The organism is Actinomadura geliboluensis, from assembly GCF_043197915.1.
Lineage (GTDB): Bacteria > Actinomycetota > Actinomycetes > Streptosporangiales > Streptosporangiaceae > Spirillospora > Spirillospora geliboluensis.
This window is the reverse complement of record NZ_JBICUA010000004.1, coordinates 1-24,789: the sequence shown is the minus strand read 5'-3', so window position 1 is coordinate 24,789 and position 24,789 is coordinate 1. Positions and strand designations below refer to the sequence as shown.

The window sequence follows — 24,789 nt, the reverse complement described above, 5'->3', positions numbered from 1 at the left end:
CCGCTCCTTAGGGTGCTTTTGGTGAACCCGTCTTCGAGACCCGAGACGAGACAGCCGCGCCCCCTGTGACACGCCGAGCGGAAAACCCTGCGAAACGACCTTCGCCAGTCCCAGGGTTCAGCAGTCGGCGGCGGGGTCGTGTTCGTAGACGCTGATGTGGCGCCAGCTCGCGGACGTGTACGGTTCGCCCTCCCAACCGCCCCACCGTTCGCGCAGGCGGAGCCCCGCGAGCCGGGCCATCAGGTCGAACTCGGGCGGGTGGGCCAGGCGGAGCCTGATGGGGTCGAAGGTGATGCTCGACGTGCTGATCCGGACATGGTTCTTGTCCAGGATCTGCGTCACGGGGTCGTACCGGCAGACGTCCAGGCCGACGCTCTCGGCGTCGATGTGCTCCGGGTCAACGAACCGGTGGCCGGGACGGGCCGGGGCGGTGGGGACGCGGCATTCGAGGACGAACGCCCCGTCGCCGTCCAGGTGGCGGGCGGCGTTCTGGAAGCAGCGGACCTGGTCGTCCTGGCCGAGGAGGTTGCCGATCGTGTTGAACACCAGGTAGACGAGCCCGTAGGTGCGCCCGGTCGTGACGCGGGACATGTCGCCCATGGTCACGTCGATCCGGTCGCCGTCCGGCTTCGCGCGCAGCCGGTCGACCATGGCCGGCGACTGCTCGATGCCGTCCACCCGGACGCCGGCGGCCCGTGCCAGCGGCAGCGCGCTGCGGCCGGTGCCGACGGCGAGCTCCAGGACGGGACGCCCGTCCGCCAGGCCGGCGAGGAACGCGACCGTCTCCCGCTCGTCGCCCCGGGTCTCCTCGGCGTCGTAGTGCGCGGCCACGTCCTCGCCGAAGCTGGTCCGCGGATCGAAGCCCTTCATGTGCGCGTCCTTCCGTTTCGGTGCCATGAGCCGTTCGGTGCCATGAGGACGAGTCCACGCCGCGCGCCCGCTCCCGCCAATCGATGTAGCGTGGGGCTTAATGATCAGCTTCGAGCTCGGGGTCGAGGACCTCGCGGACACCCGGTTCGCGCTGTCGCCGCTGGACGAGACGTGCCTGAGCCTGCGCGTCCTACGCGAGCCCGGCCTGCAGACGCTGCACCTGCCATGGCGCCGGGCGGCGCTCGCCCGGCTCGACCCGGACGACGTCCGCCTGCTGATCTCCCTCGTCGGGACGAGACTGGCCATCCCGGACTTCCTGGCGCCCCGCCCGACGACCTTCGCGCCGCGTTTCGAGGACCAGCTGTCCCTCGTCCGGCGGACGCCTCCGGAGAAGGTCCGCAGGGACATGGAGGCGGCCCTCGTCAAGGCGACGCCCCCGGACGACGCCTCGGCCGCCGAGCTCCGCGACGTCGCCTGCGACGTCCTGCTGCGCTACTGGCGGACGGCGGTCGAACCGGTGTGGCCGCAGATGCGGCTGGTGCTGGAGGCCGACATGACATACCGGGCGCGGCAGTTGGCCGTCGGCGGCGCCCGCCTGCTGTTCGCCGACATGCACCCGAACCTGACCTGGCGGGACGGGGTCCTCTCCATCGACAAGATGATCGGACGCCATCACGTCGCGGCGTCCGGGCGCGGGCTGCTCCTCATGCCGGCGGTGTTCGCCCACAAGCCCGCCCCGCCCGTCCACCCGGACGAGCCGCCCAGCCTGTCCTATCCGTGCCGAGGCGCCGCCACCCTGTGGACACCGGCCCCGGCCCCCGACACCGCCGCCCTGTCGGCGCTGCTCGGCGCGCGCCGCGCCGAACTGCTCGCCGTCCTCGACGAGCCCCTGCCCACGATCGAACTCGCGCGCCGCCTGAACGTGACCCCCAGCGCCGTCTCGCAGCACCTGAAGATCCTCCACGACGCGGGGCTGCTCACCCGCGCCCGGGACGGCCGGCACGTCCTGTACCGCCGCAGCGCCCTCGGCGACCGACTCGCGGCCCCGCACCTCGACCAGTGAGGACGAGCCGTCGCGGGGGTTCAGTACTGGAAGTCGCGCGGCCGCTGCTGGAGGCTGACCCAGTGGTTCGTGGTGAACTCGTCCACGACCCAGTCGCCGCCGAAGCGCCCCAGCCCGGACGCCTTCTCGCCGCCGAACGCGATATGGACGTCGTCGTTCACGGTGGTGTCGTCGATGTGGGTCATCCCCGCCTGCACCCGGAGCGCGAAGTTCAGGCCCCGGTCCCGGTCACCGGAGTAGACGCCGCTCGACAGCCCGTACTCGGTGTCGTTCGCCAGCTGAAGGGCGTGGTCCTCGTCGTCCGCCTTGACGATGGTGGCGACCGGCCCGAAGACCTCCTCGGCCGCGGTGGCCACCGTGTTGTCGCCGATGAGCACCTGCGGCGGGAGCACCTGCCCCGTGGGCCCCACCGGGTCACCGCCCAGCAGCAGCTCCGCGCCGTCCTCGACCGCCCGCGACACCTTCTCGCGGATCGAGTCGAGCTGCTTGGCGTTGATGACCGGCCCCAGCTGCGTCCCGTCGCCGCGCGGGTCGCCGTAGCGCAGTGACGCCGCGGCGGAGACGAACAGATCGACGAAGGCGTCGTGGACGGACGCGTCCACGATGATCCGGTTGGTCGCCATGCACACCTGGCCCATGTGGAAGTAGCTCCCGTACAGGGCGCCCGCCACGGCCTGGTCGAGGTCGGCGTCGTCCAGCACCACCAGCGGGCCGTTGCCGCCCAGTTCGAGCGCGAGCCTCTTCAGCCCGGCCTTCGCGGCGATGCCCCGGCCGACCGGCGTGGACCCGGTGAAGGAGACCACCCGCGGGACCTCGTGCTCCACGATCGCGTCGCCGATGTCGCCGCCCTTGCCGATGAGCACGCTCAGCAGGCCCGGCGGCAGCCCCGCCTCCTCGTAGACCTTGGCCAGGAACAGCCCGCCGGTGACCGGGGTGTCGCCCGCCGGCTTCAGCACGACCGCGTTGCCGAGCGCCAGCGCCGGCGCCACGGAGCGGTTCGACAGCTGGACGGGGAAGTTCCATGGGCTGATCACCGCCACCACGCCCGCCGCCTGCCGGTAGACGCGGTTCTCCTTGTCCGGGATGTCGGAGCCCGTGCCCATGAACGTGTTGATCCGGTCGGCCTGCTCGGCGGCCTTCTCCGTGACGGCGCGCACCAGCGCCAGCTCCATCCCGGCCCGGCCCCGCGTCGCCCCGGCCTCGCGCTGCAGCCAGTCGACCAGCTCGCCCTCCCGGTCGGTGAGGACGCGCGCCGCGTTCGCCATCACCTCGGCGCGCTCGGCGGCGGGCCGCGCCGCCCAGTCCGGCTGCGCGTCGCGCGCCGCCCGGTACGCCTCGTCGAGGTCGTCCGCGCCGGCCAGGGGGATCTCCGTCAGCACGTCCCCGGTGTAGGGGTCGGTGTCCTCCCGGCTGCCGCCCGCCCGGCCGGCCCGCCACTCGCCCGCGATGGGCATCCGGTCGAACCCCGTGTAGACGTCGAGCATCGTTCCCCCCGCCATCATGTGTGCCTCCTCGCATCGGCCAGCGGTCCCTCTGCCCTTGCCCGGACGGGCCCGTCCACACCGCCCGCCCGGCAAAAACACCCCCTCGTCCCGGAGATGTCACATTCCGGGCGGCTATCCCGTCCGCACGGTGAAGCCACGGAGAGAGCCCAGTTGGAGGAGTCATGAGCGCGCCCATCCTGGTCACCGGCGGAACCGGCACGATCGGACGGCAGGCCGTCCCGCTGCTGCGCGACGCCGGCGCCGACCTCCGGGTGCTCAGCCGGCAGACCCGCGAGCCCGCCGACGGCGTCGAGTACGTGACCGGCGACCTGTTCAAGGACGAGGGCGTCGAGGCCGCCCTGGACGGGGTCGAGACCGTCCTGCACCTGGCCGGCGGCAACAAGGGCGACGAGGTCGTCGCGCGCAACCTCACGCGGGCCGCGGCGAAGGCGGGCGTGCAGCACCTGGTGCTGATCTCGGTGATCGGCGCCGACCGGGTCCCGCTCGCCTGGATGCGGACCCAGGTGGCGACCGAGCAGGCCGTCGTGGACTCGGGCGTCCCCTACACGATCCTGCGCGCCGCCCAGTTCCACGACCTGGTGCTGAAGGTCGTGGAGAGCATGGCCAAGCTGCCGGTCGTCCCGGTCCCGGGCGGGCTGCGGTTCCAGCCGGTCGACACGCGGGACGTCGCCCCGCGGCTCGTCGAGCTGGCACTCGGCGCCCCGGCGGGACGCGTCCCCGACCTGGCCGGGCCCAAGGTGTACGGGCTGGGCGAACTCGTCCGCGGGTACCTGGAGGTGCGCGGCAAGCGCCGGATGACGATGCCCGTCCGCATACCGGGCAAGGCCGGGCGCGCCTACCGCGCCGCCGACAACCTCACCCTGGAGGGCGCCGACCACGGCACCCGCACCTGGGAGGACTTCCTGGACGAGCGCCTCCGCCAGACCGGCAAGCCCCTCACCGGTGCCCGAGCACGCTGAGCGCGCCCAGCGAGACCGCGCCGACCAGCACCGTCGAAAGGAGGCCGAGGAGGAGGCCGCGCCGTCCCGTCCGCAGCAGCGCGCCGACGCGGACGGACGTCCCCAGCCCGAACATCGCCGCCGCGAGCAGCACCGTCGAGACCTCCTTGGCCCCCGTCACGACCGCGCCGGGCACGACACCGGCGCTGCGCACCAGCAGCAGCACCAGGAACCCCGCGACGAACAGCGGCACGATGGGCGGACGCCTCCCGTCCACGGCGCCCCCGGCCCGGCGCTCGACGACGCCCATCCCCGCCACCATGGGCGCGAGCAGCACCACCCGGGTCAGCTTCACGATCACGGCGGTGCCCACGGCCGCCGCACCGGCGGGGGACGCGGCCGCGACGACCTGCGCGACCTCGTGGACGCTCAGCCCCGCCCACATGCCGACGGTCTCCGGGTCCAGCCCCAGCACGTGCGAGCCGAGGAACGGGACGACGGCGATGGCGGCGCTGCCGTAGATCGTCACGAGCGTGACGGCGGTCGCGACGTCCTCCTTCTCGCTGCGGGCGACGCCGTCCATCGCGACGATCGCCGATGCCCCGCAGATCGAGAACCCGGTGGCGACCATCAGCCCCAGGCCGCGGGACACGCCGGTCAGCCGGGCGAGGGCGAGCGTCCCGGTGAACGCGAGCAGCACGGTGGCGACGACCACGGTGAGCATGCCCGGCCCGAGCCGCAGCACCTCCGCGAGGCTGAGCTGGAGACCGAGGAACACCACCCCGGCGCGGAGCAGCGCGCGGGTCGCCCACCGCAGGCCCCGCGCGGTCACCGCGGGCAGCGCCCCGCCGACCAGCACCCCGGCGAGCACCGCGACGGTGAGCGCGCTCAGCGCGGGGACGAGCCGGTTGACCGCCATCGCCACGCCCGCGCCGCCCGCCGCCACCGCCAGGCCCGGCGCCGTCCGCTCCCACCACGACCGTGCCCGCCCGGTGCGGACCGCTTCCAGAACGCTCATGGATCCGAGGCTTCCGCGCACCCGGCCGTCCCGGTACCGGCCGGTTCGGCCTCACGTCATAGCCTGGGGGCATGACCCCCGAGCCCGACATCGAGTCGCTGCGGCTGCTGGTGCTGGTCGCCGAGCGGGGGAGCCTCACGGCCGCCGCCGGGGAGCTGCGGATCAGCCAGCCGTCGGCGAGCAAGCGGCTGTCCCGGCTGGAGCGCCGGCTCGGCGTCCGGCTCGTCGACCGGACCCGGCGCGGCTCGTCCCTCACCCCCGCGGGGACGGCGGTCACGGGATGGGCGCAGCGCGTCCTGGACGCCCTGGCCGCGCTCGGCGCCGGCGTCGAGGCGCTGCGCCGCGAGCACACCGGCAACCTGACCGTCGCGGCCAGCCTCACCGTCGCCGAGCACCTGCTGCCCGCCTGGATCGGGGAGCTGCGCCGTGCCGACCCCGACCTGCACGTGGGCATGCGGGTGACGAACTCGGCGCACGTCTGCGAGCTGGTCCGGCAGGGCGAGGCCGACATCGGCTTCATCGAGTCGCCGGGCCGCCCGGCGGGGCTGCGCTCGCGGACCGTCGCGCGGGACCGGCTGGTGCTCGTCGCGCCGCCCGGCCACCGCTGGACGCGCCGCAAACGGCCCGTCCCGGCCGCGGAGGTCGCCGCGACCCCGCTGATCAGCCGGGAGGCGGGCTCGGGCACCCGGCAGGCGGCCCGCCAGGCGATGGCCGCCCAGGGCCTGGACCTCGTCCCGCCGCTGCTGGAGTTCGGCTCCAGCACCGCCGTGCGGAACGCGGTCGTCGCCGGCGCGGGCCCCGCGCTGATCAGCGACCTGGTCGTGGGCGGCGACCTCGCCTCCGGCGCCCTCGCCGAGGTCCCGATCGACGGCGTGGCGCTGGAACGTTCCCTGCGCGCCGTCTGGCGGACCGGCACCACCCCGTCCGGCCCGGCCGCCGCCCTCCTCGCCCACGCCCGCCGCGCTCCCTGACCCGCCGGTCCCGCCCGGCGAGGCGCAGCCGGTTGCTCGCGCGTTACTCCGTCAGTCCCGCCAGCCCTCGGGGTTCATGCAGGACTCGCGGGAGATGCCGGAGCCGGTGTCGGGGAAGTCGCCGAAGCGCTCCCGGTGCACGTGCGCGAACAGGTAGCACATCGACTCGCAGCCGGCGTCCTCGACGGCGATCCGCGGGTCGGCGGCGACGGCGGTGTAGAACTCGCGGCCCAGCGCGAGGATGAAGCCGCGCGCGTACAGGAAGCCGTCGTCGGACCCGTCCGTGACCTCGTGGACGTCGCGGCGGTCGATGGCGTGGAGCAGGCGCTCCGCCACCCGGTCGAGGTCGGTCAGCTCCGCCGGGCCGAGGTCGCGGGCGAGCCCGCGGAGGTTGTCGACGAACCCGTTGAGGGCCTTGTCGACCGCCGTGAACTCCGGCATCTCGTAGCCGGCCGACTCCGGGTCGCGGGTGGCGAGCGCCGTGCGCGCCGCGTCGACGCCCAGCGGCGCCCACGCCGCCTCGATCAGGTCCCAGAACCGCTGTTCGTCCACGTCGTCCTCCTTGGCTCGGTGGCCCGCATTCGACCAGCCGCCTCCGACAGAACGCCCGGTGGACGGGGAGATCTCAGGAGATCTCCTCCTCGACCCGCTTGCGGAGGACCTTCCCGGTCGCGTTGCGGGGGAGCGGGTCCGAGGTGATGTGCCAGCGGGACGGGACCTTGAAGTAGGCGAGCCGCTCCCTGGCGAACGCCGTCAGGTCCTCGACCGCGGGGGGCGTGCCGCCGCACACGACGACCGCCGCGACCTCCTGGCCGAGGTCCGGGTGCGCGACGCCGATGACGATGCACTCCGAGACGCCCGGGTACTCGGCGAGGACGTTCTCGATCTCGGTCGGGTAGACGTTCTCGCCGCCGCGGATGATCAGGTCGGAGCGGCGGGTGGTGAGCCGCAGCCGGCCGTCGTCGATCCTGCCGAAGTCGCCGGTGCGCAGCCAGCGGTCGCCGTCGATGGCGCCGGCGGTGGCCTCCGGGTCCCGCCAGTAGCCGATCATGTTGTAGGCGCTGCGGGCGCAGACCTCGCCCTCGGTGCCGTCCGGGACGGGCTTGCCCTCGGCGTCGCGGATCTCCAGCTGGACGCCGATGTTCGGGGTGCCGAGCGTGCCCGGCGCCTCCGCGAGGTCCATCGGGGTGGCGACGGAGATGGCGGTGCACGACTCCGTCAGCCCGTAGCTGTCGACGAGGGCGCCCCGCGCCGGCGGGAACACCGACTGGAGCCGCTCCTTGAACGCGGGCGACGACGGCGCCGAGGCCAGCGCGAACGCGGTCAGCGACGACAGGTCGTACTTCGACAGGTCGCCGTGCTCCATCATCCGGTGCGCCATCGTCGGGACGGCGCCCCAGTTCGTGACCTTCTCCTTCTCGACGAGGCTGAGCACCTTGTCCACGTCGAAGCCGCCCATGTGCATGACCACGGCGGTGCCGGTGGCGAGCCGCGGGACGGCCAGGTTGTGCAGGGACGCGATGTGGAAGAGCGGCAGCGCGAGCAGGTAGCGGCGGGCCGAGGGGTCGATGCCGAACAGGCCCATCAGCGCGTCGTTGTAGCGGTGGTACTCGATCACCGAGGTCAGGTTGCGGTGCGAGTGGACGGCGCCCTTCGGGCGGCCCGACGTGCCGCTCGTGTAGAGGATGACCGCCGGGTCGTCCTCGGCGACCTCGGGCACGTCGAGTTCGGCCCCGGGGTAGCGCGCCATCAGCGACGGGACGTCCTTCTCGATCGTCAGCACGTCCTCGGAGATCAGCGCGGCCCGCTTCTCGTCGGCGATCACGATCTTCGGGTCGGTGTGGCCGAGCGCGTACTCGATCTCGGCCGGCGCCCACCAGGCGTTGTAGCCGACGGCGACCGCGCCGGCGGCGATCGCCGCCCAGAACGACACGATCCACTCGGGGGAGTTGGCCGCGTTGATCGCGATCCGGTCGCCCGGCCGGACGCCGAGGTCGTCGCGCAGCGCCTTCGCCATGGACGCGACGGCGGCGGCGTGCTCGGCGAAGGACAGCCGGCGGGACGCGGTGACGATGTAGTCGCGATCGCCGTGGGCGGCCGAGCGGGCGAGCACCTCGCCGAGGCTGCGGGCGCGGCCGGCGAACACGGGCAGCCGGGTGCCGAGCACCTCCTCCTCGCGCAGTTCGAACTCGCCGCCGGGACCGGTCAGCTTCGCGATGCCGTCCATCGAACCCCCTCCTCCTCGCCGGGACGGCCCATTGTGGGCTGCGGCACACCGGCTCCACCAGGGCATTCCGCTCAGCGGGACGGTCACGGACCGTTCCAGACCGAACTCATTCCCGCTCAGCGGGACTGGAGCTTTTACGTGCGCCGCGTCACATCACCATGACCGCACCAGGACTGAGCAGACCGGACCGGCCGGGCACGACCCCGGCGGACCGGGCTGGGCGCGCAAGCAGGACTGAGCGGGAGAACCAATGGGAAGCCTCAGCGACAAGGTCGCGATCGTGACCGGAGCGGGACAGGGCGTCGGACAGGGCATAGCGCTCGCACTGGCGTCGGAGGGCGCGGCGGTAGCCGTGCTCGGCCGCACCGGAGCCAAACTGGACGCGACCTGCGGGCTGATCCGGGAACGCGGCGCGAAGGCGGAGCCCTTCGTGTGCGACGTCGCGGACACCGAGGCGATCCCCGGGGTGGTGGAGCGGGTCGCCGGCGCGTTCGGCGGCGTCGACATCCTGGTCAACAACGCCTACGCGGGGTCCTACGGCCCGCTGCTGGAGATGAGCGACGCCAAGTTCCAGAAGGGCTTCGTCACCGGCCCGTTCGCGGCATTCGCGTTCATGAAGGCGTGCCACCCGCACATGAAGGCCCGCGGCGGCGGCAGCATCGTCAACCTGGTCACGTCGGCCATGGTCCGGTGGGACCCGGCCACGTACGGCGCCTACGCGGCGGCCAAGCAGGCCCTCCGCTCGCTGACCCGGACGGCCGCGGCCGAATGGGGCCCGGACGGCGTCCGCGCCAACAACATCGCCCCGCACGCCCTGTCGCCGGGGCTGAAGTGGTGGGCCGAGAACAACCCCGAGGCGGCCGAGGAGTTCCGCAAGACGATCCCGCTCGGCTACATCGGCGACTGCGAGGACGACATCGGCAAGGCCGTGGTCGCGCTCGTCCAGCCGGCGATGCGCTACCTGACCGGTGCGACGATCCCGCTGGACGGCGGCCAGGCCAACTTCGGCTGACTCAGGCCCGGACGGAGCCGTCCGGACCTCCCACAAGACACCCGCCGCACCACACCGCGGCTGAACGCACCCCACAACACCGGTAACTCCCTCTGACGCCCGGCCATGCCGCGGTGCGGCAGTGACGCAGCGCCGCAGAGCCCCAGTGCCGCCGGGCCGGATCCCCCTACCCGAGAACCACGTCCCCCGCCTGCCCGAAACACCACTTGCCGCCCCGGCGGCCGGTGAAAGGAGTACGACCGAATGAAGGTCGACAAGATCGGGCGCCTCGCCGCAGGCGCCCTCGCGGTGGCGCTCGTGACCGCGTCCTGTTCCAGCGAGCGCTCGGGCACCGACGGGGTGTCCGGCGGCGACTCCGGCGGCGCGACCGCCGCCGCGAGCAAGACGTTCGGGACGCTGGCATCCCCGTGCGGCCCCGGCGACGCCAAGGGCAAGACCGACCAGGGCGTCAGCGACGACGCGATCACCATCGGCTTCGGCGACGACCGCGGCTTCGCGTCCGCGCCGGGCCTCTCCAAGGAGATGGGCGACGCCGTCGCCGCGATGATCGACTGGTGCAACCAGCAGGGCGGCATCAACGGGCGCAAGATCAAGGGCAACCAGTACGACGCCGCCTACGCGCAGTCCGCGAAGGTGATGCAGGAGTCCTGCAAGCAGGACTTCATGCTCGTCGGGCAGGGCTTCGCGATGGACGAGGCCGCCGAGCAGTACCGGGTGGCGTGCAAGCTGCCGACGGTCGCCGGCTACACCGTCGGCCCGAACGCCGCGATGGGCCCGATGAAGTACGAGGCCGTCCCGTACCCGGTCGACATGATGAACATCGGCGGGCTCCGCCTCGCCGAGAAGCAGTTCCCCGACTTCAAGGAGAAGACGGACCTGCTGCTGTCGACGTCCCCGGCCGTCAGCACCGGCACCGGCAAGATCGCCGGCGCGATGAAGGAGATCGGCGTCAAGCCGCTGGAGTGCGGCGTCCGGCTGAACGACGCGGGCGAGAGCAGCTACATGCCGTTCGCCGAGAAGATCAAGAAGTGCGGGGCGGGCTACCTGTGGTCGTCCGACTCGCCCGACCCCGGCCAGTTCAGCCTGCTGGAGTCGATCGAACGGGCGGGCGCCGAGCCGAAGTACGTGTTCGAGGCGACCTGGTACAGCACGATGGTGTCGAAGTGGAACACCTCGGGCGCCGGTGACAACCTGCACGTCGGCATGATCTTCCAGCCGTTCGAGAACGCCGAGAAGGTCCCCGCGGTCAAGCAGTACATGGACGTCGTCAACGCCAAGCAGGGCAAGGTCGCGCTGCTCGGCATGCAGGCGACCTCCGCGTTCCTGCTGTGGGCGCAGTCCGCGCAGAAGTGCGGCTCCGACCTCACCCGGCAGTGCGTGATCAACGAGCTGTCGAAGGTCCACGAGTGGACGGGCGGCGGCCTGCACGCGCCGACCGACCCGGGCAACAACAAGCCGGCGTCCTGCTCGCTGATGGTCAAGCTCAACAAGACCAAGTACGAGCAGGTCTACCCGAAGAACGTGGGCGAGTTCGAGTGCGGCCCCGAGTTCGTCGTGAAGACCGACCCGAAGGCGTCGGGCGTCCAGCTGAACGGCGACCGGATCTCGACGAAGTTCCTGACCGACGACGTCATCAAGCCCCAGTCCTCCTGATCCGAACCCGCCGGAGGCGGTGACCCACATGGCGGTGAGCAAGTGACGACGTTCCTGACCTACACGATCCTGGGGCTGGTCCTCGGGTCGGTGTACTCCATCGCGGCATCGGGGCTCGTACTGACGTACAACACCTCGGGCATCTTCAACTTCGCCCACGGCGCGCAGGCGATGTTCGGCACGTTCCTGTACTGGCACTTCACCGAGCGGTGGGGCTGGCCGGTCTGGCTCGCGCTGGTCGTCGTGATCGGGGTGGTCGGTCCCGCGATGGGCGCCGCGCTGCACGCCGCGATCATGAAGGGGCTGCGCGGCACCGCCGACGTCACGAAGATCATCGTGACGGTGGCGGTGCTGCTCGGCACCGTCTACCTGGCGCAGTGGATCTGGAATCCGGACGAGGCCCACACCGTCGACATGTTCTTCGGCGCCGGCTCGAAGATCACGGTCGGCGGCGTGGTGGTCCGCTACCACGAGATCGTCTGCCTGGTCGCCGCCGTGGCGATCGCCGCCGGGCTGCGGGTGCTGTTCACCCGCAGCCGGATCGGCGTCGTCATGCGCGGCTCGGTCGACGACCCGGACCTGCTCCGGCTGAACGGCCACGACCCCGAGCGCGCCGCGATGCTGTCGTGGGCGCTCGGCTCCACCCTCGCCGTGCTCGCCGGTGTGCTGATCGTCCCGATCAGCGGTGGCGGCCTGGACGCGAACATGCTGACGCTGCTGGTGATCGACGCGTTCGCGGCGGCGATGTTCGGCCGGCTCCGCAGCATCCCCCGCACCTTCGTGGGCGCGATGGTGCTCGGCCTGGCCGCCAACTACGTGCTCGCCTACCTGCCGTCGGCGGGCACGTTCACCGGCAACCTGCGCGTCTCGCTGCCGATGATCCTGCTGTTCGTGGTGCTGGTGGTGCTGCCCCAGGACCGGCTGCGCGGGGCCGCGATCCGGACCCGCGAGCGGTACCGGGTGCCCACCGTCCGGGGCGCGGCCGTGTGGGGCCTCGTGCTCGTCGCGGTCGTGTACCTCTACAGCCTGCTGCTGTCGGACGGCGCCGTCACCACGTTCGCGCTCGGCATGACGTTCGCGATCATCGCGCTGTCGCTGACCGTCCTCACCGGCTACGCGGGCGAGCTGAACCTCGCGCCGCTGGCGTTCGGCGCGGTCGGGACGGTGGTGGCGTTCCACGCCGGGGTGGCCGGCACCGGCCTGGACGCCCGGATGAACATCCAGGGCGTGCTGCTGGCCGTCGTCGCGGCGGCGGTCGTCGGCGGGCTCGTCGCGCTGCCGGCGCTGCGGCTGCGCGGCCTCTACCTGGCGCTCGCCACGATGGCGTTCGGCGAGTTCCTGTCGAACATGGTGCTGCGCGACACCACCCAGCACGAGCTGTTCGGCGTGAAGTTCACGCTGTTCCCGGACGGGTCGCTGATCGTCCCGCCGCTGAAGGTCGGCCCGCTCGACCTGCGGAACGGGACGACGTCGCTGATGACGGCGACCGTACTGTTCGCGCTGATCGCGGTCGGGCTCGCCGCGCTGCGCAACAGCGGGTACGGGCGGCGGCTCGCGGCGATGAAGGACAGCCCGGCGGCGTCGGCGATGCTCGGGCAGAACCTGGTCCGGCTGAAGCTGAGCGTCTTCATGATCTCCGCGGCGATCGCGGGGCTCGGCGGCGTGCTGATGTCGGCGGCGACCGGCACCGTCGCGCAGGAGAACTTCTCCTTCGTCGGCAGCCTCGCGCTGCTGATGCTCGTCGTGGTCGCCGGCATCGGCTACCTCAGCGGCGCGCTGCTCGGCGGGCTGATGGCGGGCGTCGGCTCCGCCGTCCTCGTGTCGACGTTCGGCGACCTGGCCCTGGACAACGAGGGCCTGGCGACCATCTACACGGCCCTCGGCCACCTCGTCCTCGTCGGGACGGCGCTGGTCGGGATGGGCGTCGGCCGCAACCCGAGCGGCTTCGTCCACGACATCATCGACGGCTACCGCGCGACGCGGGACGCCAAGCCCGTCCTCTACGGGGCGGGGGCGTTCGGCGCGGTCCTCTACGTCCTCGCCCTCACCGGCGTCATCGGGACGTGGCTGTTCGCGATCATCGCGCTCTGCGCCGTCATGCTGCTGCCGGTCTTCGGCCGCATGTACCTGGACGAGGGGCGGCGCAACCGTCCGACGCCGCTGGAACTCCTCGGCGTGGACGAGCCCTACACCGACGAACTGCGCGCGCGCGTCGACCGCGAACTCGGCCTGAAGGGAGGGGTCCATGCCTGACACGACGTCAGAGCCCGCAGCGGCGCTGCTGGAGACGCGGAACATCACCGTCCGGTTCGGCGGCAACACCGCCGTCGACGACGTCGGCCTCGTGATGGCCGGCGGGCAGATCACCGGGCTGATCGGCCCGAACGGCGCCGGCAAGACCACGATGTTCAACACCATCACGGGCCTGCAGAAGCCCGCGTCCGGCCAGGTGCTCCTGGACGGCGACGACATCACCAAGCTGTCCCCGGCCAAGCGCGCGCGGCGCGGCATGGCGCGGACGTTCCAGCGCCTGGAGCTGTTCCTGTCGCTCTCGGTGCGCGACAACGTCCGCGTCGCGGGCGACATCCTGCGCAGCCACAGCCGCAAGCGCTTCGACCTGGACGAGCAGACCGACATGGTCCTCGAACGGACCGGGCTCACCGACATCGCCGACCGCGATGTGTCCGACATCCCGATCGGGCGGGCCCGCGTCGTGGAGGTGGCGCGCGCGCTGATGACCTCACCGCGCGTCCTGCTGCTGGACGAGCCCGCGTCCGGCCAGACCGAGCGCGAGACGGACGCGTTCGCCGAGATGCTCACCGGCCTCGCCGGGGAGGGCCTCGCGATCTGCCTGGTCGAGCACGACCTGCCGCTCGTGATGAAGCTGTGCGCCACGATCCACGTCCTCGACTACGGCGCGCTGATCGCGTCCGGCACCCCGGCGGAGATCAAGGAGTCGCCGGAGGTCATCGCCGCCTACATCGGCACGGAGGAGGCGTCCCATGCCTGAGTCGAAGGTGGTCCCCGAGCCGCGGGCGGCGGCCGAGGCGGAGGCCGAGCCGCTGCTCGAACTGGCCGGGGTCCGCGCGGGCTACGGCGCGATCGAGGTGCTGCACGGCGTCGACCTGGCGCTGAAGCCCGGGTCGCTGCTGGCGCTGCTCGGCCCGAACGGCGGCGGCAAGTCCACCACGATGCGCGTGTGCGCGGGCCTGCACCCCCCGACCGGCGGGGAGTTGCGGTTCGCAGGCCGCAAGGTGAACGGCATCTCCGCGCAGGACGCGGCCCGCCTCGGCGTCTGCTCGATCCCCGAGGGCCGCGGGATCTTCCCGAACCTGACGGTGCGGGAGAACCTGTGGGCCGCCACCGGCACCGGCGCCCGGCTGGAGGACCTGGAGGAGAAGGCGTACGCCCGCTTCCCGATCCTCGGCAAGCGCCGCCGGCAGCTCGCCGGATCCATGTCCGGCGGCGAGCAGCAGATGCTCGCGCTGTCCCGGGCGCTCGGCACCGATCCGGCGGTGCTGCTGCTCGACGAGCTGTCCATGGGCCTCGCGCCCATGATCGTCACCCGGATGTACGAGACGGTCGCCGAGCTGGTCGAGGGCGGCCTGTCGGTGCTGGTCGCGGAGCAGTTCGCCCGCGCCGTCCTGCCGATCGCCGACACCGCCGCGCTGATGCTGCACGGGCGCGTGGCGGCGGTCGGCCCGCCCGCCGAGATCGAAGACCGGCTGTCCAGCGACTACCTGGGAGGTTGACCCCGAATGCTCACTGAGGAACGACGCAAGCAGTTCAAGGACGACGTGGCCGGCCAGAAGCTGAGGACCGACGGGTCCCGCTTCGACGGCGCCCTGCGCATCGCCGGCGCCCTCGCGATGGTCGCCGGCGTCGTCGGCGCCTTCATCGCCTACAACGTCTCGCTCACCAAGGACGACATGCGGGACGTGGGTTCGCTGCAGACGCTCGCCATCGGGTTCCTGGCGGTGACCGTCCTCGGCGCGGCCCTGTACCTGGCCGCCGCCGTGACCCGCGTCCTGCGGCTGTGGCTGCTGCGGCAGCTGATGGAGCAGCAGGCGCAGGCCGACCAGATCGCCGCCGCGCTCCGCGACAAGGGGTAGCGGGGCAGGTCGACGCTCCCAGTCAGCGGGATGTCCGGAGTGCCCGGACATCCCGCTGATTACCGTCTAGTCCGGATGGAGGACTCTGAATGAACGACCCGAAGCCCGACGTTTTCACCCCGGCCAAGCTCGGCCCGGTCACATTGCGGAACCGCACGATCAAGGCGGCGACGTACGAGGGCCTGACCAAGGACGGCCAGGTCACCGACGCGCTGATCGACTTCCACGTCCGGCACGCGCGCGGCGGCGTCGGGATGACCACCGTCGCCTACTGCGCGGTCGCGCCGGAGGGGCGCACCGACCGCAGGCAGATCCACTGGCGGGACGATGCCATGCCCGGCCTCCGCAAGCTGACGGACGCCGTGCACGCCGAGGGGGCCGCCGTCCAGGCGCAGATCGGGCACGCGGGCCCGGTCGCCAACCCCAAGAGCAACAAGCTCCCGGCGCTCGCGCCGAGCCGCCACTTCCACCTGACGACGCAGACCGTCGCGAAGGCCGCCACGCACGGCGACATCGCGCGGGTCGTCGAGGCGCACGCGCGGGCCGGCCGGATGGCGATCGAGGCGGGGTTCGACTCCATCGAGATCCACATGGGGCACAACTACCTGACCAGCTCGTTCCTCAGCCCCAAGGTCAACCACCGCAAGGACGAGTACGGCGGGTCGCTGGCGAACCGGGCCCGGCTGGCGCGCGAGATCGGCCGCGCCGTCCGCGACGCCGTCGGCGACCGCATCGCGGTCACCGCGAAGCTGAACATGGACGACGGCGTGCCCGGCGGCTTCTGGATCGACGAGGCCATCCAGGTCGCGCGGTGGCTGGAGGAGGACGGCTCGGTCGACGCCCTCCAGATGACCGCGGGCAGCTCCCTGCTGAACCCGATGTACCTGTTCAAGGGCGACGCGCCGCTGCACGAGTTCGCGTCCGTGATGAAGCAGCCGACCAAGCTCGGCATCAAGCTGATCGGCAAGCACTTCCTGAAGTCCTACCCGTACGAGGACCTGTACCTGCTGAGGGACGCCCGGCAGATCCGCGCGGCGGTGAAGCTGCCGATGATCCTGCTCGGCGGCGTCACCGACAAGGCGGGCATGGACACCGCGATGGCGGAGGGCTTCCAGTTCGTCGCGATGGCCCGCGCGCTGCTGCGCGAGCCCGACCTGATCAACCGGATCCAGGCGGAGCCCGCGACCGAGTCGCTGTGCATCCACTGCAACAAGTGCATGACCGCGATCTACGGCGGCACGCACTGCGTCCTGTCCACCGAGCCGGCCTGGGGTGCCGCGAGTGCGTGACGAGACGATCGCGGCGATGCTGCTGAACCGGGTGGGCGACACCCGGCACGGCCTGCGCAGCCGCGAGCGGACGTGGACGTGGGACGAGGTCGTCCGGGAGAGCGCCGCGCGCGCGTCGCTCGCCCGCGAGCTGCGGCGGGACGGCCCGTTCCACATCGGGGTGCTGCTGGAGAACGTGCCGGAGTACGTCCTGTGGCTGGGCGCGGCGGCGCTCAGCGGCGCGACGATCGTCGGGATCAACTCGACGCGGACCGGCGCCTACCTGGAGCAGGAGGTCCGGCACACCGACCTGCAACTGCTCGTCACCGACCAGGCCGGGCTGAAGCTCCTGGACGGCCTCGACATCGGCGTCCCCCGCGACCGCTTCGTCCTCATCGACGACGAGGGCTACGCCGCGCGGGTCGAGGCCCACGCCTGCGAGCCGTGGGTGGACGCGTCCGTCACCCCCGAGACGCAGATCCTGCTGCTGTTCACGTCCGGGACCACGGGCGCGTCGAAGGCGGCGCGCTGCTCGCAGGGCCGCCTCGCCGAGCTGGGCCGCAACAACAGCGCCAAGTACGACATCAAGCGCGAGGACATCAGCTACTGCTCGATGCCGCTGTTCCACGGCAACGCGCTGATGGCGCTGTGGGCGCCGTCGCTCGCGGTCGGCGCGACCGTCGTTCTCGCGCCGAAGTTCTCCGCGTCCGGGTTCCTGCCGGACGTCCGGTTCTACGGCGCGACGTTCTTCAACTACGTCGGCAAGGCGATCGGCTACGTCCTCGCCACGCCGGAGCGGCCGGACGACGGCGACAACACGCTCACCCACGGGTTCGGCACCGAGGCGTCCCCCGAGGACAAGGCCGAGTTCCTGCGCCGGTTCGGCGCGCGGCTCGTGGAGGGCTACGGCTCCAGCGAGAGCGCCGGCATGATCAAGCGGGACCCGGCCGCGCCGCCGACCGCGTTCGGCCGCCCCGCCCACGACGGCGTCCGCATCGTCAACCCGGAGACGCGCGAGACCTGCGCCCGCGCCGTCCTGGACGAGCACGGCCGCGTCACCAACGCCGAGGCCGCCGTCGGCGAGATCGTCGACGTGCACGGCGCCGCCAAGTTCGAGGGCTACTACAAGAACCCGGAGGCGGACGCCGAGCGCGTCCGGCACGGCTGGTACTGGACGGGCGACCTCGGCTACATCGACGGCGACGGGTTCCTGTACTTCGGCGGCCGGTCCGGCGACTGGATCCGGGTCGACTCGGAGAACATCTCGGCGCTGCTCACCCAGAACGTCGTCCGCCGCCACCCGCGGATCGTGGACGCGGTCGCGTTCGGCGTCCCCGACCCGCGCTCCGGCGACCAGGTGATGGCCGCGATCGAGATCCCCGCGGGCGTCGCGTTCGACGACCTGGACCTCCCCGCGTTCCTCGCCGCGCAGGACGACCTCGGCACCAAGGGCGCCCCGCGGTTCGTGCGCGTCTCGCACGCGCTGCCGACGACGGGCTCGGGCAAGCTCAAGAAGAAGGAGCTGCAGCTCGACGGCTGGCGCACGTCCGACCCCGTCTACCGGTGGGCGGGCCGCGGCGCCCCCGAGTACGTGCTGATGACCGAGGCGGACAAGGCCGCGCTCCGGGACGAGTTCGTCGCCGCCGGACGCGTGCGCTTCCTCCCATGAACTGTGGCTCCGTAACCGAGAAAGGGCAGGTATGGATCTGCGTGAGTCCGACGCGCATCGCGAACTGCGCGCGGAACTGAGGGCGTACTTCGCGGGCCTGCTGCCCGAGGACGTGCGCCGCCGCGCCGGCGAGCAGGGCGTCGGCGGCGACCGGTTCCGCGAGATCGTCAAGATGCTCGGCAACGACGGCTGGCTCGGCTACGGCTGGCCGACCGAGTACGGCGGGCAGGGCAAGTCGATCGCCGAGCAGTACGTGTTCTTCGACGAGGTGCAGCGGGCCGGGCTGCCGTTCCCGTTCGTCACCGTGAACACGGTCGGCCCGACGCTGATGCGCTTCGGCACGGACGAGCAGAAGAAGAAGTACCTGCCCGGCATTTTGTCCGGCGACATCGTCTTCGCGATCGGCTACACCGAGCCCGACGCCGGCACCGACCTCGCGTCGCTGCGCACCAGGGCCGTCCTGGACGGCGACGAGTTCGTCGTCGACGGCAGCAAGGTGTTCACCAGCGGCGCCAACACCGCCGACCACATCTGGCTCGCCGCCCGCACCAACCCGGACGCGCCGAAGCACAAGGGCATCTCGATCCTGATCGTCCCGACCGACGCGGACGGGTTCTCCTGGAGCCCGATCCCGACCGTCGGCGGCATGGTCGTGACCTCGACGTACTACCACGGCGTCCGGGTGCCCGCGTCCTCGGTCGTCGGGGACGTCGACGGCGGCTGGAGCCTCATCACCACCCAGCTCAACCACGAGCGCATCGGCCTCGCCGCCCTCGGCGGCCGGATGATCCGGCTGTGGGAGGACGTCCGGGACTGGGCCCGCGAGAACGGCGTGATCGACCTGCCGTGGGTGCGCGCCGACCTCGCCCGCGCGTACGCGCGGCTGGAGGCGATGCGGCTGATGAACTGGAAGATGACCATGGCGGTCGACGCCGGGGAGCTCACCGGCGCGCAGGCCGGGGCCACCAAGACGTACGGGACGGAGACGCACATCTTCGTCCAGCGGACGCTGACCGGGGTGCTCGGCGCGGCCGGGCGGATCCGTCCCGAGTCGCCGGGCGCGGTGCTGCACGGGCAGATCGAGCAGCTGTCCCGGCAGGGGATCGTCAACACGTTCGGCGGCGGCGTCAACGAGGTGCTCCGCGACATGGTCGCCGTCCAGGGCCTGGGCCTGCCGAGGGTGAAGCGGTCATGAGCGACTACGCCGTTACGGATGATTACGAGGAGAGGCTGCAAGCCTGGGTCGGCAAGGAACTGCTGACCCGGCGGTTCGGGCAGGACCCGGTGAACGTCCCCATGATCCGGCACTGGGTCGAGGCCATGGAGGACGGCAACCCGGTCTACCTGGACGAGGACGCCGCCCGCGAGACCGGCCGCGACGGCGTCGTGGCGCCCGCGTCGATGGTGCAGGCGTGGACGATGCGCGGCTACGCGGCGTCCGTCCGCCCCGACCCGGAGCCGACGGGCTCCGACGAGCTGACGGCGCTGCTCGCCGAGGGCGGGTACACCTCCGTCGTCGCCACCGACTCGGAGTTCGAGTTCGTCCGCGAGCTGGTGCCGGGCGACCGCGTCAGCGTCGAGGAGGTCGTGCAGGCGATCTCCCCGGAGAAGAAGACCGGCCTCGGCGCCGGCCGCTTCATCACCACCCTGCGGACCTACCGCGACGCGTCCGGCGAGGTCGTCGCGACGCAGGGGTGGCGGCTGCTGCGCTTCCGCCCCCCGGAGAAGGCGGCCGGGCCGGCGGACGAGGCGAAGCCGAAGGCGCTGCGGCCGCGGCCCGCGATCAACCTGGACAACGCGTTCTGGTTCGAGGCGGCGCGCGAGCACCGGCTCGTCATCCAGCGCTGCGCCGACTGCAAGTCGCTGCGGCACCCGCCCGGCCCCTGCTGCCCGCAGTGCGGCTCGTTCGAGTGGGACACCGTCGAGGCGCAGGGGAACGGCCACGTCCACAGCTACGTGGTCAACCACCACCCGCGCCACCCGGCGTTCGAGTACCCGCTGGTCGTCGCGGTGATCGAGCTGACCGAGGGCACCCGGCTGATCGCGAACATGACCGGGGTCGCGCCGGAGGACGTCGAGGTCGGCATGCCCGTCGTCCTCGACTGGATCGACCCGGACCCCGACCTGTCCCTGCCGGCGTTCCGCCCGGCCGACGCAGACGCTAAGGAGCGCTGATGGACTTCACCCTGGGCGAGGAGCTGGAGGCCGTCCGGGACCTGGCCCGCCAGATCTTCACCGATCAGGCGTCCCAGGCGCGGATCAAGGCCGCGGAGGCGTCCGAGCGCGGCGTGGACGAGGGCCTGTGGGCCGAGCTCGGCGAGACCGGGCTGCTCGGCGTCGCGGTGGCGGAGGACGCGGGCGGGGCCGGGCTCGGCGCCGCCGGGCTGGCCGTCCTGCTGGAGGAGCAGGGCCGCGCGGTCGCGCCCGTCCCGGTCTGGCCGGTCGTCGTCGCGGCGATGACGCTCGCCGCGCACGGGTCGGCGGCGCAGCGGGAGATCCTGCCGCCCGTGCTGGACGGGTCCGTGCGGCTGACGGTCGCGCTGGAGGAGTTCGGGCCGTCCGACCCGGCCGCGCCGCGCTGCGCCGCCGTCCGCGACGGCGCCGTCCGCGACGGCGACGGGTGGCTGCTGACCGGCACGAAGGCGGTCGTCCCCACCCCGTTCGGGACGAGCCACGTGCTGGTGTCGGCGTCCGCGCCGGACGGCCCCGGGCTGTTCCTGGTCGAGACGTCCGCCGCCGGGGCCTCCTGGGAGGCGACCGAGACCACCACGCACGACAAGGCCGGCCACCTCACTCTCGACGGCGTCCCGGCGCGGGCCCTCGGGGAGGGCGCGCTGGCGGAGGCGCTGCGGCTCGCCCGCGTCTCGGTCGCCGCGCTCCAGGTCGGCGTGGCCGAGGGCGCGCTGCGGATGGCCGCCGACTACCTGTCCGGGCGGGAGCAGTTCGGCCGCCCGCTCGCCACGTTCCAGGCCGCGCAGCACCAGCTCGCCGACTGCTACATCGAGATCGACGCGCTCCGCGTCTGCCTCTGGCACGCGGTCTCGCTGATCGGGGCCGGTGAGGACGCCGAGACCGCCGTCCTCACCGCCAAGTGGTGGTCGGACGAGGGCGGGCTGAACGTCGTCCACCGCGTCCAGCACCTGCACGGCGGCATCGGCGTGGACGTCGACTACCCGGTGCACCGCCACTTCCTGTGGGGCAAGCAGCTCGCCGGGACGCTCGGCGGCGCGTCCGCCGACCTCGACCTGCTGGGGGCGGCCCTGTGAGCGAGAACGCTGTGAGCAAGAACGCTGTGAGCCGCGCCTACGCCGACGTCGCGGTGGGGGAGGAGCTCCCCGAGCTGCGCGTCCCGCTGACCCGCACGATGATCGTCGCGACCGCGCTGGCGAGCCGCGACTACCAGGACGTCCACCACGACCCGTCGCTCGCGGTCGAGCGCGGCTCCAAGGACGTCTTCATGAACATCCTGACGACGAACGGGCTCGTCGACCGGTACGTCACGGGCTGGGCCGGGCCCGCCGCCGTGGTCAAGGCCATCAAGATCCGGCTCGGCGCGCCGAACTACCCGGGCGACACGATGGTCCTGACCGGCACCGTCACCGAGAAGCGGGACGGTGGCCGGGTCGAGATCAAGGTGCGCGGCGTGAACGCGATCGGCCCGCACGTGACCGGCACCGTCGTGGTCCAACTGCCCGTCGTCCAGCTGGAAGGGAGCGGGGCATGAGCGTGCTGCCCGGAGCGGCCGCGATCGCCGGGATCGGCGCCACGGAGTTCTCCAAGGAGTCCGGGCGCAGCGAGCTGCGGCTCGCCTGCGAGGCCGTGCTCGCCGCGATCGTGGACGCGGGCCTCCAGCCGTCCGACGTGGACGGGATGGTGACGTTCACCGCCGACACCAGCTCCGAGATCCACATCGCCCGCAACCTCGGCATCGGCGAGCTGAAGTTCTTCTCCCGCGTCGGGCACGGCGGCGGCGCGGCCTGCGGCACCGTCCAGCAGGCCGCGATGGCCGTCGCGACCGGCGTCGCCGACGCCGTCGTCTGCTACCGGGCGTTCAACGAGCGGTCCGGCACCCGCTACGGCCTCGGCCAGGCGAACCGGCCGATGGACGTCAGCGCCGACAGCGCCGCGTACGCGTGGATGAACCCGTTCGGGCTGTCGACCCCCGCGCAGTGGGTCGCGATGTTCGCCCGCCGCTACATGTACGAGTACGGCGCGACCAGCGAGGACTTCGGCCGCGTCGCCGTCGTCGACCGGGCGCACGCCGCGAAGAACCCGGCCGCGTGGTTCCACGGCCGCCCGATCACCCTGGAGGACCACCAGGCGTCCCGCTGGATCGCCGAACCGCTCCGGCTCCTCGACTGCTGCCAGGAGAGCGACGGCGGCCAGGCGCTGGTGATCGTCTCCGCCGAGCGCGCCCGCGACCTCCCGCACCGTCCCGCGCTGATCTGGGGCGCCGCGCAGGGGTCCGGCAACGACCAGCACATGATGACGAGCTACTACCGCTCCGAGATCACCGGCATCCCCGAGATGGGCCTGGTGGGACGGCAGCTGTACGCGCAGTCGCGGCTCACCCCGGCCGACGTCCAGGCCGCGATCCTCTACGACCACTTCACGCCGCTGGTGCTGCCGCAGCTCGAAGAGCTCGGCTTCTGCGCCAAGGGCGAGGCCAAGGACTTCATCGCGGACGGCAACCTCGAACTCGGCGGCCGGCTCCCGTTCAACACCCACGGCGGGCAGCTCGGCGAGGCGTACATCCACGGGATGAACGGCATCGCCGAGGGCGTCCGCCTGGTGCGCGGCACGTCGGTGAACCAGCCGGGCGACGTCCACAACGTCCTGGTCACCGCCGGCACGGGCGTCCCGACCAGCGGCCTGATCCTGGGAGCGGACGAATGACCGAGCGAAGCGAGCCGGGGGGTGCGGGGGGCCGCCCCTCCACAGGAAACACGAGCGAGTGGATCGGCAAGGACCTCGGCACCCGGACCGTCACCTATGACGAGACCCGGGCGATCCTCTACGCGCTGGCGGTCGGCGCGGACGCCTCCGACCTCGACCTGGTCTTCGAGGAGCGGCTGCGCGTCCTGCCGACGTTCGCGCTGACCCTCGCCCAGTGGGCCCTGGACGCCCTCGGTTCGGCGGGCGCGTTCGACACCGGGACGGCCGTCCACGGCACTCAGCGCCTTCACGTGCTGAAGGATCTGCCACGCTCGGGGGCCGTCGAGATGAGCGCCCGCGTGGCGGACGTCTGGGACAAGGGCTCGGCGGCGGTCTTCGACGTGGCCGTGGAGAGCGAGTACTTCGAGGCGACGTGGTCGGTGTTCGCGCCGGGCGCGGGCGGCTTCGGCGGCGACCGCGGCCCGTCCGCCCGCCGCCGCCCCGAAACGCCGCCGTCCGCCACGCTCGACATCCAGACGGCCACGAACCAGGCGGCCCTCTACCGCCTCCTGGGCGACCGCCACCACCTGCACATCGACCCGGAGGCGGCGAAGACGGCCGGGATGCCGCGCCCCATCATGCACGGCCTGTGCACACTGGCAGCGATCACCCTGCCCCTGGCCTCGTCCGTTGGCGCCCACCCAGCCGACCTACGCGAACTGGAGGGCCGCTTCGCCGCCCCCGTCTTCCCAGGCGACGCCCTGCGCGTCGAGACCTGGAAGGACGACGCCGGGGCAACCCTCTTCGAGGCCGCCGCGGACGACCGCACGGTCATCTCCGCCGCCCTCGCCCGCTTCGCCTGAGTCCAATCCTCGCGGGGGGCTCGGCAACACACCGCGTCCCCCGCGTGCCCTCGCTCTCTTGACACGGGGTCAGGCGGGCATCTGGGCCCAGACGATCTTTCCTACGCCGGTGGCGGAGGGGCGGGTGCCAGTCTCCTTGGCGTAGGCGGAGACGATGGCGAGGCCGCGTCCATTCTCGGCCGTGAGGGACGGCGGGGCCGGGGCCGGCAGATCGGGGGACGGGTCCCAGCACTCCAGGAGAGGGGTCCCGTCCTCCAGAGCGCAGCGGAGCCGGATCTCCCGGCCGCGCGCCGCCGTGACGGCGTTGGTGACGATCTCGCTCATCACGAGGGTCGAGTCGTTGATCACTGCGCGGCTGGGAGGTGGCGCGATACACCCGTGGGGGAGCGATGAGTGTTCGAGAGTCGATCGACCCGGCGTCCTCACTGTGGGCCTGGCTGGCCTTTGACCTGTGGTTTCATCGCACCCAGCGAGGTCTCTCGCTCGCACAGACCGCCATGGTCGTCCACGTGACCGGGCGACCGTATCGAATTGGGAGGCCGGTCGCCTTCGGCCGCGCGATACAGACATGAGGCGGCTCGACCAGGCATGGGAGACCGGCGGTCACTTCGAGAGAATGCACATGTTCGCGTGCGGTGGGCACGACCCGGACTGGTTGTGCGACGTGAAGTCGCACGTTTCGAGTGAATGCATGATTGGAGGTCGATGGAAGGTCGGAATGCATTCCAGGCTAGTGCTTGAGCCT

At 72.3% G+C, this 24,789-nt stretch carries 23 protein-coding genes; 17 read left to right on the top strand and 6 right to left on the bottom strand.

Annotation, left to right across the window (positions count from 1 at the left end; translation table 11 throughout):
- Nucleotides 1-117 precede the first annotated feature (117 nt).
- Nucleotides 118-897, bottom strand: a complete 780-nt coding sequence (locus tag ACGFI1_RS14370) for a class I SAM-dependent DNA methyltransferase (RefSeq protein WP_392785587.1) — start codon at nt 895-897, stop codon at nt 118-120.
- Nucleotides 898-970: 73 nt separating this feature from the next.
- Between ACGFI1_RS14370 and ACGFI1_RS14365 the strand changes: the two genes are divergently transcribed.
- The gene (locus tag ACGFI1_RS14365; protein WP_392785585.1) at nt 971-1,933 is read left to right on the top strand and encodes an ArsR/SmtB family transcription factor; all 963 of its coding nucleotides are present in this window, start codon (nt 971-973) and stop codon (nt 1,931-1,933) included.
- 20 nt (nt 1,934-1,953) lie between these two features.
- Here ACGFI1_RS14365 and ACGFI1_RS14360 read toward each other — a convergent pair whose 3' ends face one another.
- Nucleotides 1,954-3,435 (bottom strand): aldehyde dehydrogenase family protein, encoded by a 1,482-nt coding sequence (locus ACGFI1_RS14360; RefSeq protein WP_392785584.1) that lies wholly within the window; start codon nt 3,433-3,435, stop codon nt 1,954-1,956.
- 164 nt (nt 3,436-3,599) lie between these two features.
- Between ACGFI1_RS14360 and ACGFI1_RS14355 the strand changes: the two genes are divergently transcribed.
- Nucleotides 3,600-4,397 carry an SDR family oxidoreductase gene (locus ACGFI1_RS14355; RefSeq protein WP_392785582.1) on the top strand — a complete coding sequence of 266 codons (798 nt, stop codon included), beginning with the start codon at nt 3,600-3,602 and terminating at the stop codon, nt 4,395-4,397.
- Here ACGFI1_RS14355 and ACGFI1_RS14350 read toward each other — a convergent pair.
- Entirely contained in the window at nt 4,375-5,394 is a 1,020-nt protein-coding gene (locus ACGFI1_RS14350) for a YeiH family protein (RefSeq protein WP_392785580.1), read from the bottom strand. The genes ACGFI1_RS14355 and ACGFI1_RS14350 overlap by 23 nt on opposite strands.
- A 71-nt stretch (nt 5,395-5,465) precedes the next feature.
- On the opposite strand from ACGFI1_RS14350, the gene ACGFI1_RS14345 reads away from it, so the two are divergent.
- Nucleotides 5,466-6,365 (top strand): LysR family transcriptional regulator, encoded by a 900-nt coding sequence (locus tag ACGFI1_RS14345; RefSeq protein WP_392785578.1) that lies wholly within the window; start codon nt 5,466-5,468, stop codon nt 6,363-6,365.
- 51 nt (nt 6,366-6,416) lie between these two features.
- On the opposite strand, the gene ACGFI1_RS14340 is transcribed toward ACGFI1_RS14345, so the two are convergent.
- Both ACGFI1_RS14340 and ACGFI1_RS14335 read right to left on the bottom strand, forming a co-directional pair.
- Nucleotides 6,417-6,917 carry a DUF4240 domain-containing protein gene (locus ACGFI1_RS14340; protein WP_392736984.1) on the bottom strand — a complete coding sequence of 167 codons (501 nt, stop codon included), beginning with the start codon at nt 6,915-6,917 and terminating at the stop codon, nt 6,417-6,419.
- Nucleotides 6,918-6,990: 73 nt separating this feature from the next.
- Entirely contained in the window at nt 6,991-8,592 is a 1,602-nt protein-coding gene (locus tag ACGFI1_RS14335) for a class I adenylate-forming enzyme family protein (RefSeq protein ID WP_387074031.1), read from the bottom strand.
- A gap of 250 nt (nt 8,593-8,842) precedes the next feature.
- Between ACGFI1_RS14335 and ACGFI1_RS14330 the strand changes: the two genes are divergently transcribed.
- The 14 genes from ACGFI1_RS14330 (at nt 8,843) to ACGFI1_RS14265 (ending at nt 24,044) form a co-directional block, all read left to right on the top strand.
- On the top strand, nt 8,843-9,604 hold the full coding sequence (locus ACGFI1_RS14330; protein WP_392785576.1) for an SDR family NAD(P)-dependent oxidoreductase: 762 nt from the start codon (nt 8,843-8,845) through the stop codon (nt 9,602-9,604).
- A 243-nt stretch (nt 9,605-9,847) separates the two neighbouring features.
- Nucleotides 9,848-11,257, top strand: a complete 1,410-nt coding sequence (locus ACGFI1_RS14325) for an ABC transporter substrate-binding protein (protein ID WP_387074025.1) — start codon at nt 9,848-9,850, stop codon at nt 11,255-11,257.
- Nucleotides 11,258-11,299: 42 nt separating this feature from the next.
- On the top strand, nt 11,300-13,510 hold the full coding sequence (locus tag ACGFI1_RS14320) for a branched-chain amino acid ABC transporter permease (RefSeq protein WP_392785575.1): 2,211 nt from the start codon (nt 11,300-11,302) through the stop codon (nt 13,508-13,510).
- Nucleotides 13,503-14,267 carry an ABC transporter ATP-binding protein gene (locus tag ACGFI1_RS14315; RefSeq protein WP_392785573.1) on the top strand — a complete coding sequence of 255 codons (765 nt, stop codon included), beginning with the start codon at nt 13,503-13,505 and terminating at the stop codon, nt 14,265-14,267. The genes ACGFI1_RS14320 and ACGFI1_RS14315 overlap by 8 nt, the downstream gene beginning before the upstream one ends.
- Nucleotides 14,260-15,009 carry an ABC transporter ATP-binding protein gene (locus ACGFI1_RS14310; protein ID WP_386874217.1) on the top strand — a complete coding sequence of 250 codons (750 nt, stop codon included), beginning with the start codon at nt 14,260-14,262 and terminating at the stop codon, nt 15,007-15,009. The genes ACGFI1_RS14315 and ACGFI1_RS14310 overlap by 8 nt, the downstream gene beginning before the upstream one ends.
- 6 nt (nt 15,010-15,015) lie before the next feature.
- Nucleotides 15,016-15,369 carry a hypothetical protein gene (locus tag ACGFI1_RS14305; protein WP_386874216.1) on the top strand — a complete coding sequence of 118 codons (354 nt, stop codon included), beginning with the start codon at nt 15,016-15,018 and terminating at the stop codon, nt 15,367-15,369.
- An 89-nt stretch (nt 15,370-15,458) separates the two neighbouring features.
- On the top strand, nt 15,459-16,658 hold the full coding sequence (locus ACGFI1_RS14300; protein WP_392785571.1) for an NADH:flavin oxidoreductase: 1,200 nt from the start codon (nt 15,459-15,461) through the stop codon (nt 16,656-16,658).
- Nucleotides 16,651-18,306: an AMP-binding protein gene (locus ACGFI1_RS14295; RefSeq protein ID WP_392785570.1), complete on the top strand. Its 1,656-nt coding sequence runs from the start codon at nt 16,651-16,653 to the stop codon at nt 18,304-18,306. The genes ACGFI1_RS14300 and ACGFI1_RS14295 overlap by 8 nt, the downstream gene beginning before the upstream one ends.
- 31 nt (nt 18,307-18,337) lie before the next feature.
- Complete coding sequence (locus ACGFI1_RS14290) at nt 18,338-19,501, top strand: acyl-CoA dehydrogenase family protein (protein WP_392736997.1); 1,164 nt, start codon at nt 18,338-18,340, stop codon at nt 19,499-19,501.
- A complete protein-coding gene (locus ACGFI1_RS14285; RefSeq protein WP_392785568.1) occupies nt 19,498-20,481 on the top strand; it encodes a bifunctional MaoC family dehydratase N-terminal/OB-fold nucleic acid binding domain-containing protein in 984 nt (327 codons plus the stop codon). The genes ACGFI1_RS14290 and ACGFI1_RS14285 overlap by 4 nt, the downstream gene beginning before the upstream one ends.
- The gene (locus tag ACGFI1_RS14280) at nt 20,481-21,572 is read left to right on the top strand and encodes an acyl-CoA dehydrogenase family protein (protein WP_392785565.1); all 1,092 of its coding nucleotides are present in this window, start codon (nt 20,481-20,483) and stop codon (nt 21,570-21,572) included. The genes ACGFI1_RS14285 and ACGFI1_RS14280 overlap by 1 nt, the downstream gene beginning before the upstream one ends.
- An 11-nt stretch (nt 21,573-21,583) precedes the next feature.
- Nucleotides 21,584-22,030, top strand: coding sequence for a MaoC family dehydratase (locus ACGFI1_RS14275; RefSeq protein WP_240807857.1), 447 nt, complete (start codon nt 21,584-21,586; stop codon nt 22,028-22,030).
- Nucleotides 22,027-23,202 (top strand): lipid-transfer protein, encoded by a 1,176-nt coding sequence (locus tag ACGFI1_RS14270; RefSeq protein WP_392785563.1) that lies wholly within the window; start codon nt 22,027-22,029, stop codon nt 23,200-23,202. Before ACGFI1_RS14275 ends, ACGFI1_RS14270 begins: the two co-directional genes overlap by 4 nt.
- Nucleotides 23,199-24,044, top strand: coding sequence for a MaoC/PaaZ C-terminal domain-containing protein (locus tag ACGFI1_RS14265; RefSeq protein ID WP_392785561.1), 846 nt, complete (start codon nt 23,199-23,201; stop codon nt 24,042-24,044). The genes ACGFI1_RS14270 and ACGFI1_RS14265 overlap by 4 nt, the downstream gene beginning before the upstream one ends.
- A 69-nt stretch (nt 24,045-24,113) precedes the next feature.
- On the opposite strand, the gene ACGFI1_RS14260 is transcribed toward ACGFI1_RS14265, so the two are convergent.
- On the bottom strand, nt 24,114-24,392 hold the full coding sequence (locus ACGFI1_RS14260; protein ID WP_392785559.1) for an ATP-binding protein: 279 nt from the start codon (nt 24,390-24,392) through the stop codon (nt 24,114-24,116).
- Nucleotides 24,393-24,789: the final 397 nt, after the last annotated feature.

What these genes read in the sequence shown, in the direction of transcription:
- ACGFI1_RS14370 (WP_392785587.1), bottom strand. Translation starts at nt 897, where the DNA reads ATGGCACCGAAACGGAAGGACGCGCACATGAAGGGCTTCGATCCGCGG.
- ACGFI1_RS14365 (WP_392785585.1), top strand. Translation starts at nt 971, where the DNA reads ATGATCAGCTTCGAGCTCGGGGTCGAGGACCTCGCGGACACCCGGTTC.
- ACGFI1_RS14360 (WP_392785584.1), bottom strand. Translation starts at nt 3,435, where the DNA reads ATGATGGCGGGGGGAACGATGCTCGACGTCTACACGGGGTTCGACCGG.
- ACGFI1_RS14355 (WP_392785582.1), top strand. Translation starts at nt 3,600, where the DNA reads ATGAGCGCGCCCATCCTGGTCACCGGCGGAACCGGCACGATCGGACGG.
- ACGFI1_RS14350 (WP_392785580.1), bottom strand. Translation starts at nt 5,394, where the DNA reads ATGAGCGTTCTGGAAGCGGTCCGCACCGGGCGGGCACGGTCGTGGTGG.
- ACGFI1_RS14345 (WP_392785578.1), top strand. Translation starts at nt 5,466, where the DNA reads ATGACCCCCGAGCCCGACATCGAGTCGCTGCGGCTGCTGGTGCTGGTC.
- ACGFI1_RS14335 (WP_387074031.1), bottom strand. Translation starts at nt 8,592, where the DNA reads ATGGACGGCATCGCGAAGCTGACCGGTCCCGGCGGCGAGTTCGAACTG.
- ACGFI1_RS14330 (WP_392785576.1), top strand. Translation starts at nt 8,843, where the DNA reads ATGGGAAGCCTCAGCGACAAGGTCGCGATCGTGACCGGAGCGGGACAG.
- ACGFI1_RS14325 (WP_387074025.1), top strand. Translation starts at nt 9,848, where the DNA reads ATGAAGGTCGACAAGATCGGGCGCCTCGCCGCAGGCGCCCTCGCGGTG.
- ACGFI1_RS14315 (WP_392785573.1), top strand. Translation starts at nt 13,503, where the DNA reads ATGCCTGACACGACGTCAGAGCCCGCAGCGGCGCTGCTGGAGACGCGG.
- ACGFI1_RS14310 (WP_386874217.1), top strand. Translation starts at nt 14,260, where the DNA reads ATGCCTGAGTCGAAGGTGGTCCCCGAGCCGCGGGCGGCGGCCGAGGCG.
- ACGFI1_RS14305 (WP_386874216.1), top strand. Translation starts at nt 15,016, where the DNA reads ATGCTCACTGAGGAACGACGCAAGCAGTTCAAGGACGACGTGGCCGGC.
- ACGFI1_RS14300 (WP_392785571.1), top strand. Translation starts at nt 15,459, where the DNA reads ATGAACGACCCGAAGCCCGACGTTTTCACCCCGGCCAAGCTCGGCCCG.
- ACGFI1_RS14290 (WP_392736997.1), top strand. Translation starts at nt 18,338, where the DNA reads ATGGATCTGCGTGAGTCCGACGCGCATCGCGAACTGCGCGCGGAACTG.
- ACGFI1_RS14285 (WP_392785568.1), top strand. Translation starts at nt 19,498, where the DNA reads ATGAGCGACTACGCCGTTACGGATGATTACGAGGAGAGGCTGCAAGCC.
- ACGFI1_RS14280 (WP_392785565.1), top strand. Translation starts at nt 20,481, where the DNA reads ATGGACTTCACCCTGGGCGAGGAGCTGGAGGCCGTCCGGGACCTGGCC.
- ACGFI1_RS14270 (WP_392785563.1), top strand. Translation starts at nt 22,027, where the DNA reads ATGAGCGTGCTGCCCGGAGCGGCCGCGATCGCCGGGATCGGCGCCACG.
- ACGFI1_RS14265 (WP_392785561.1), top strand. Translation starts at nt 23,199, where the DNA reads ATGACCGAGCGAAGCGAGCCGGGGGGTGCGGGGGGCCGCCCCTCCACA.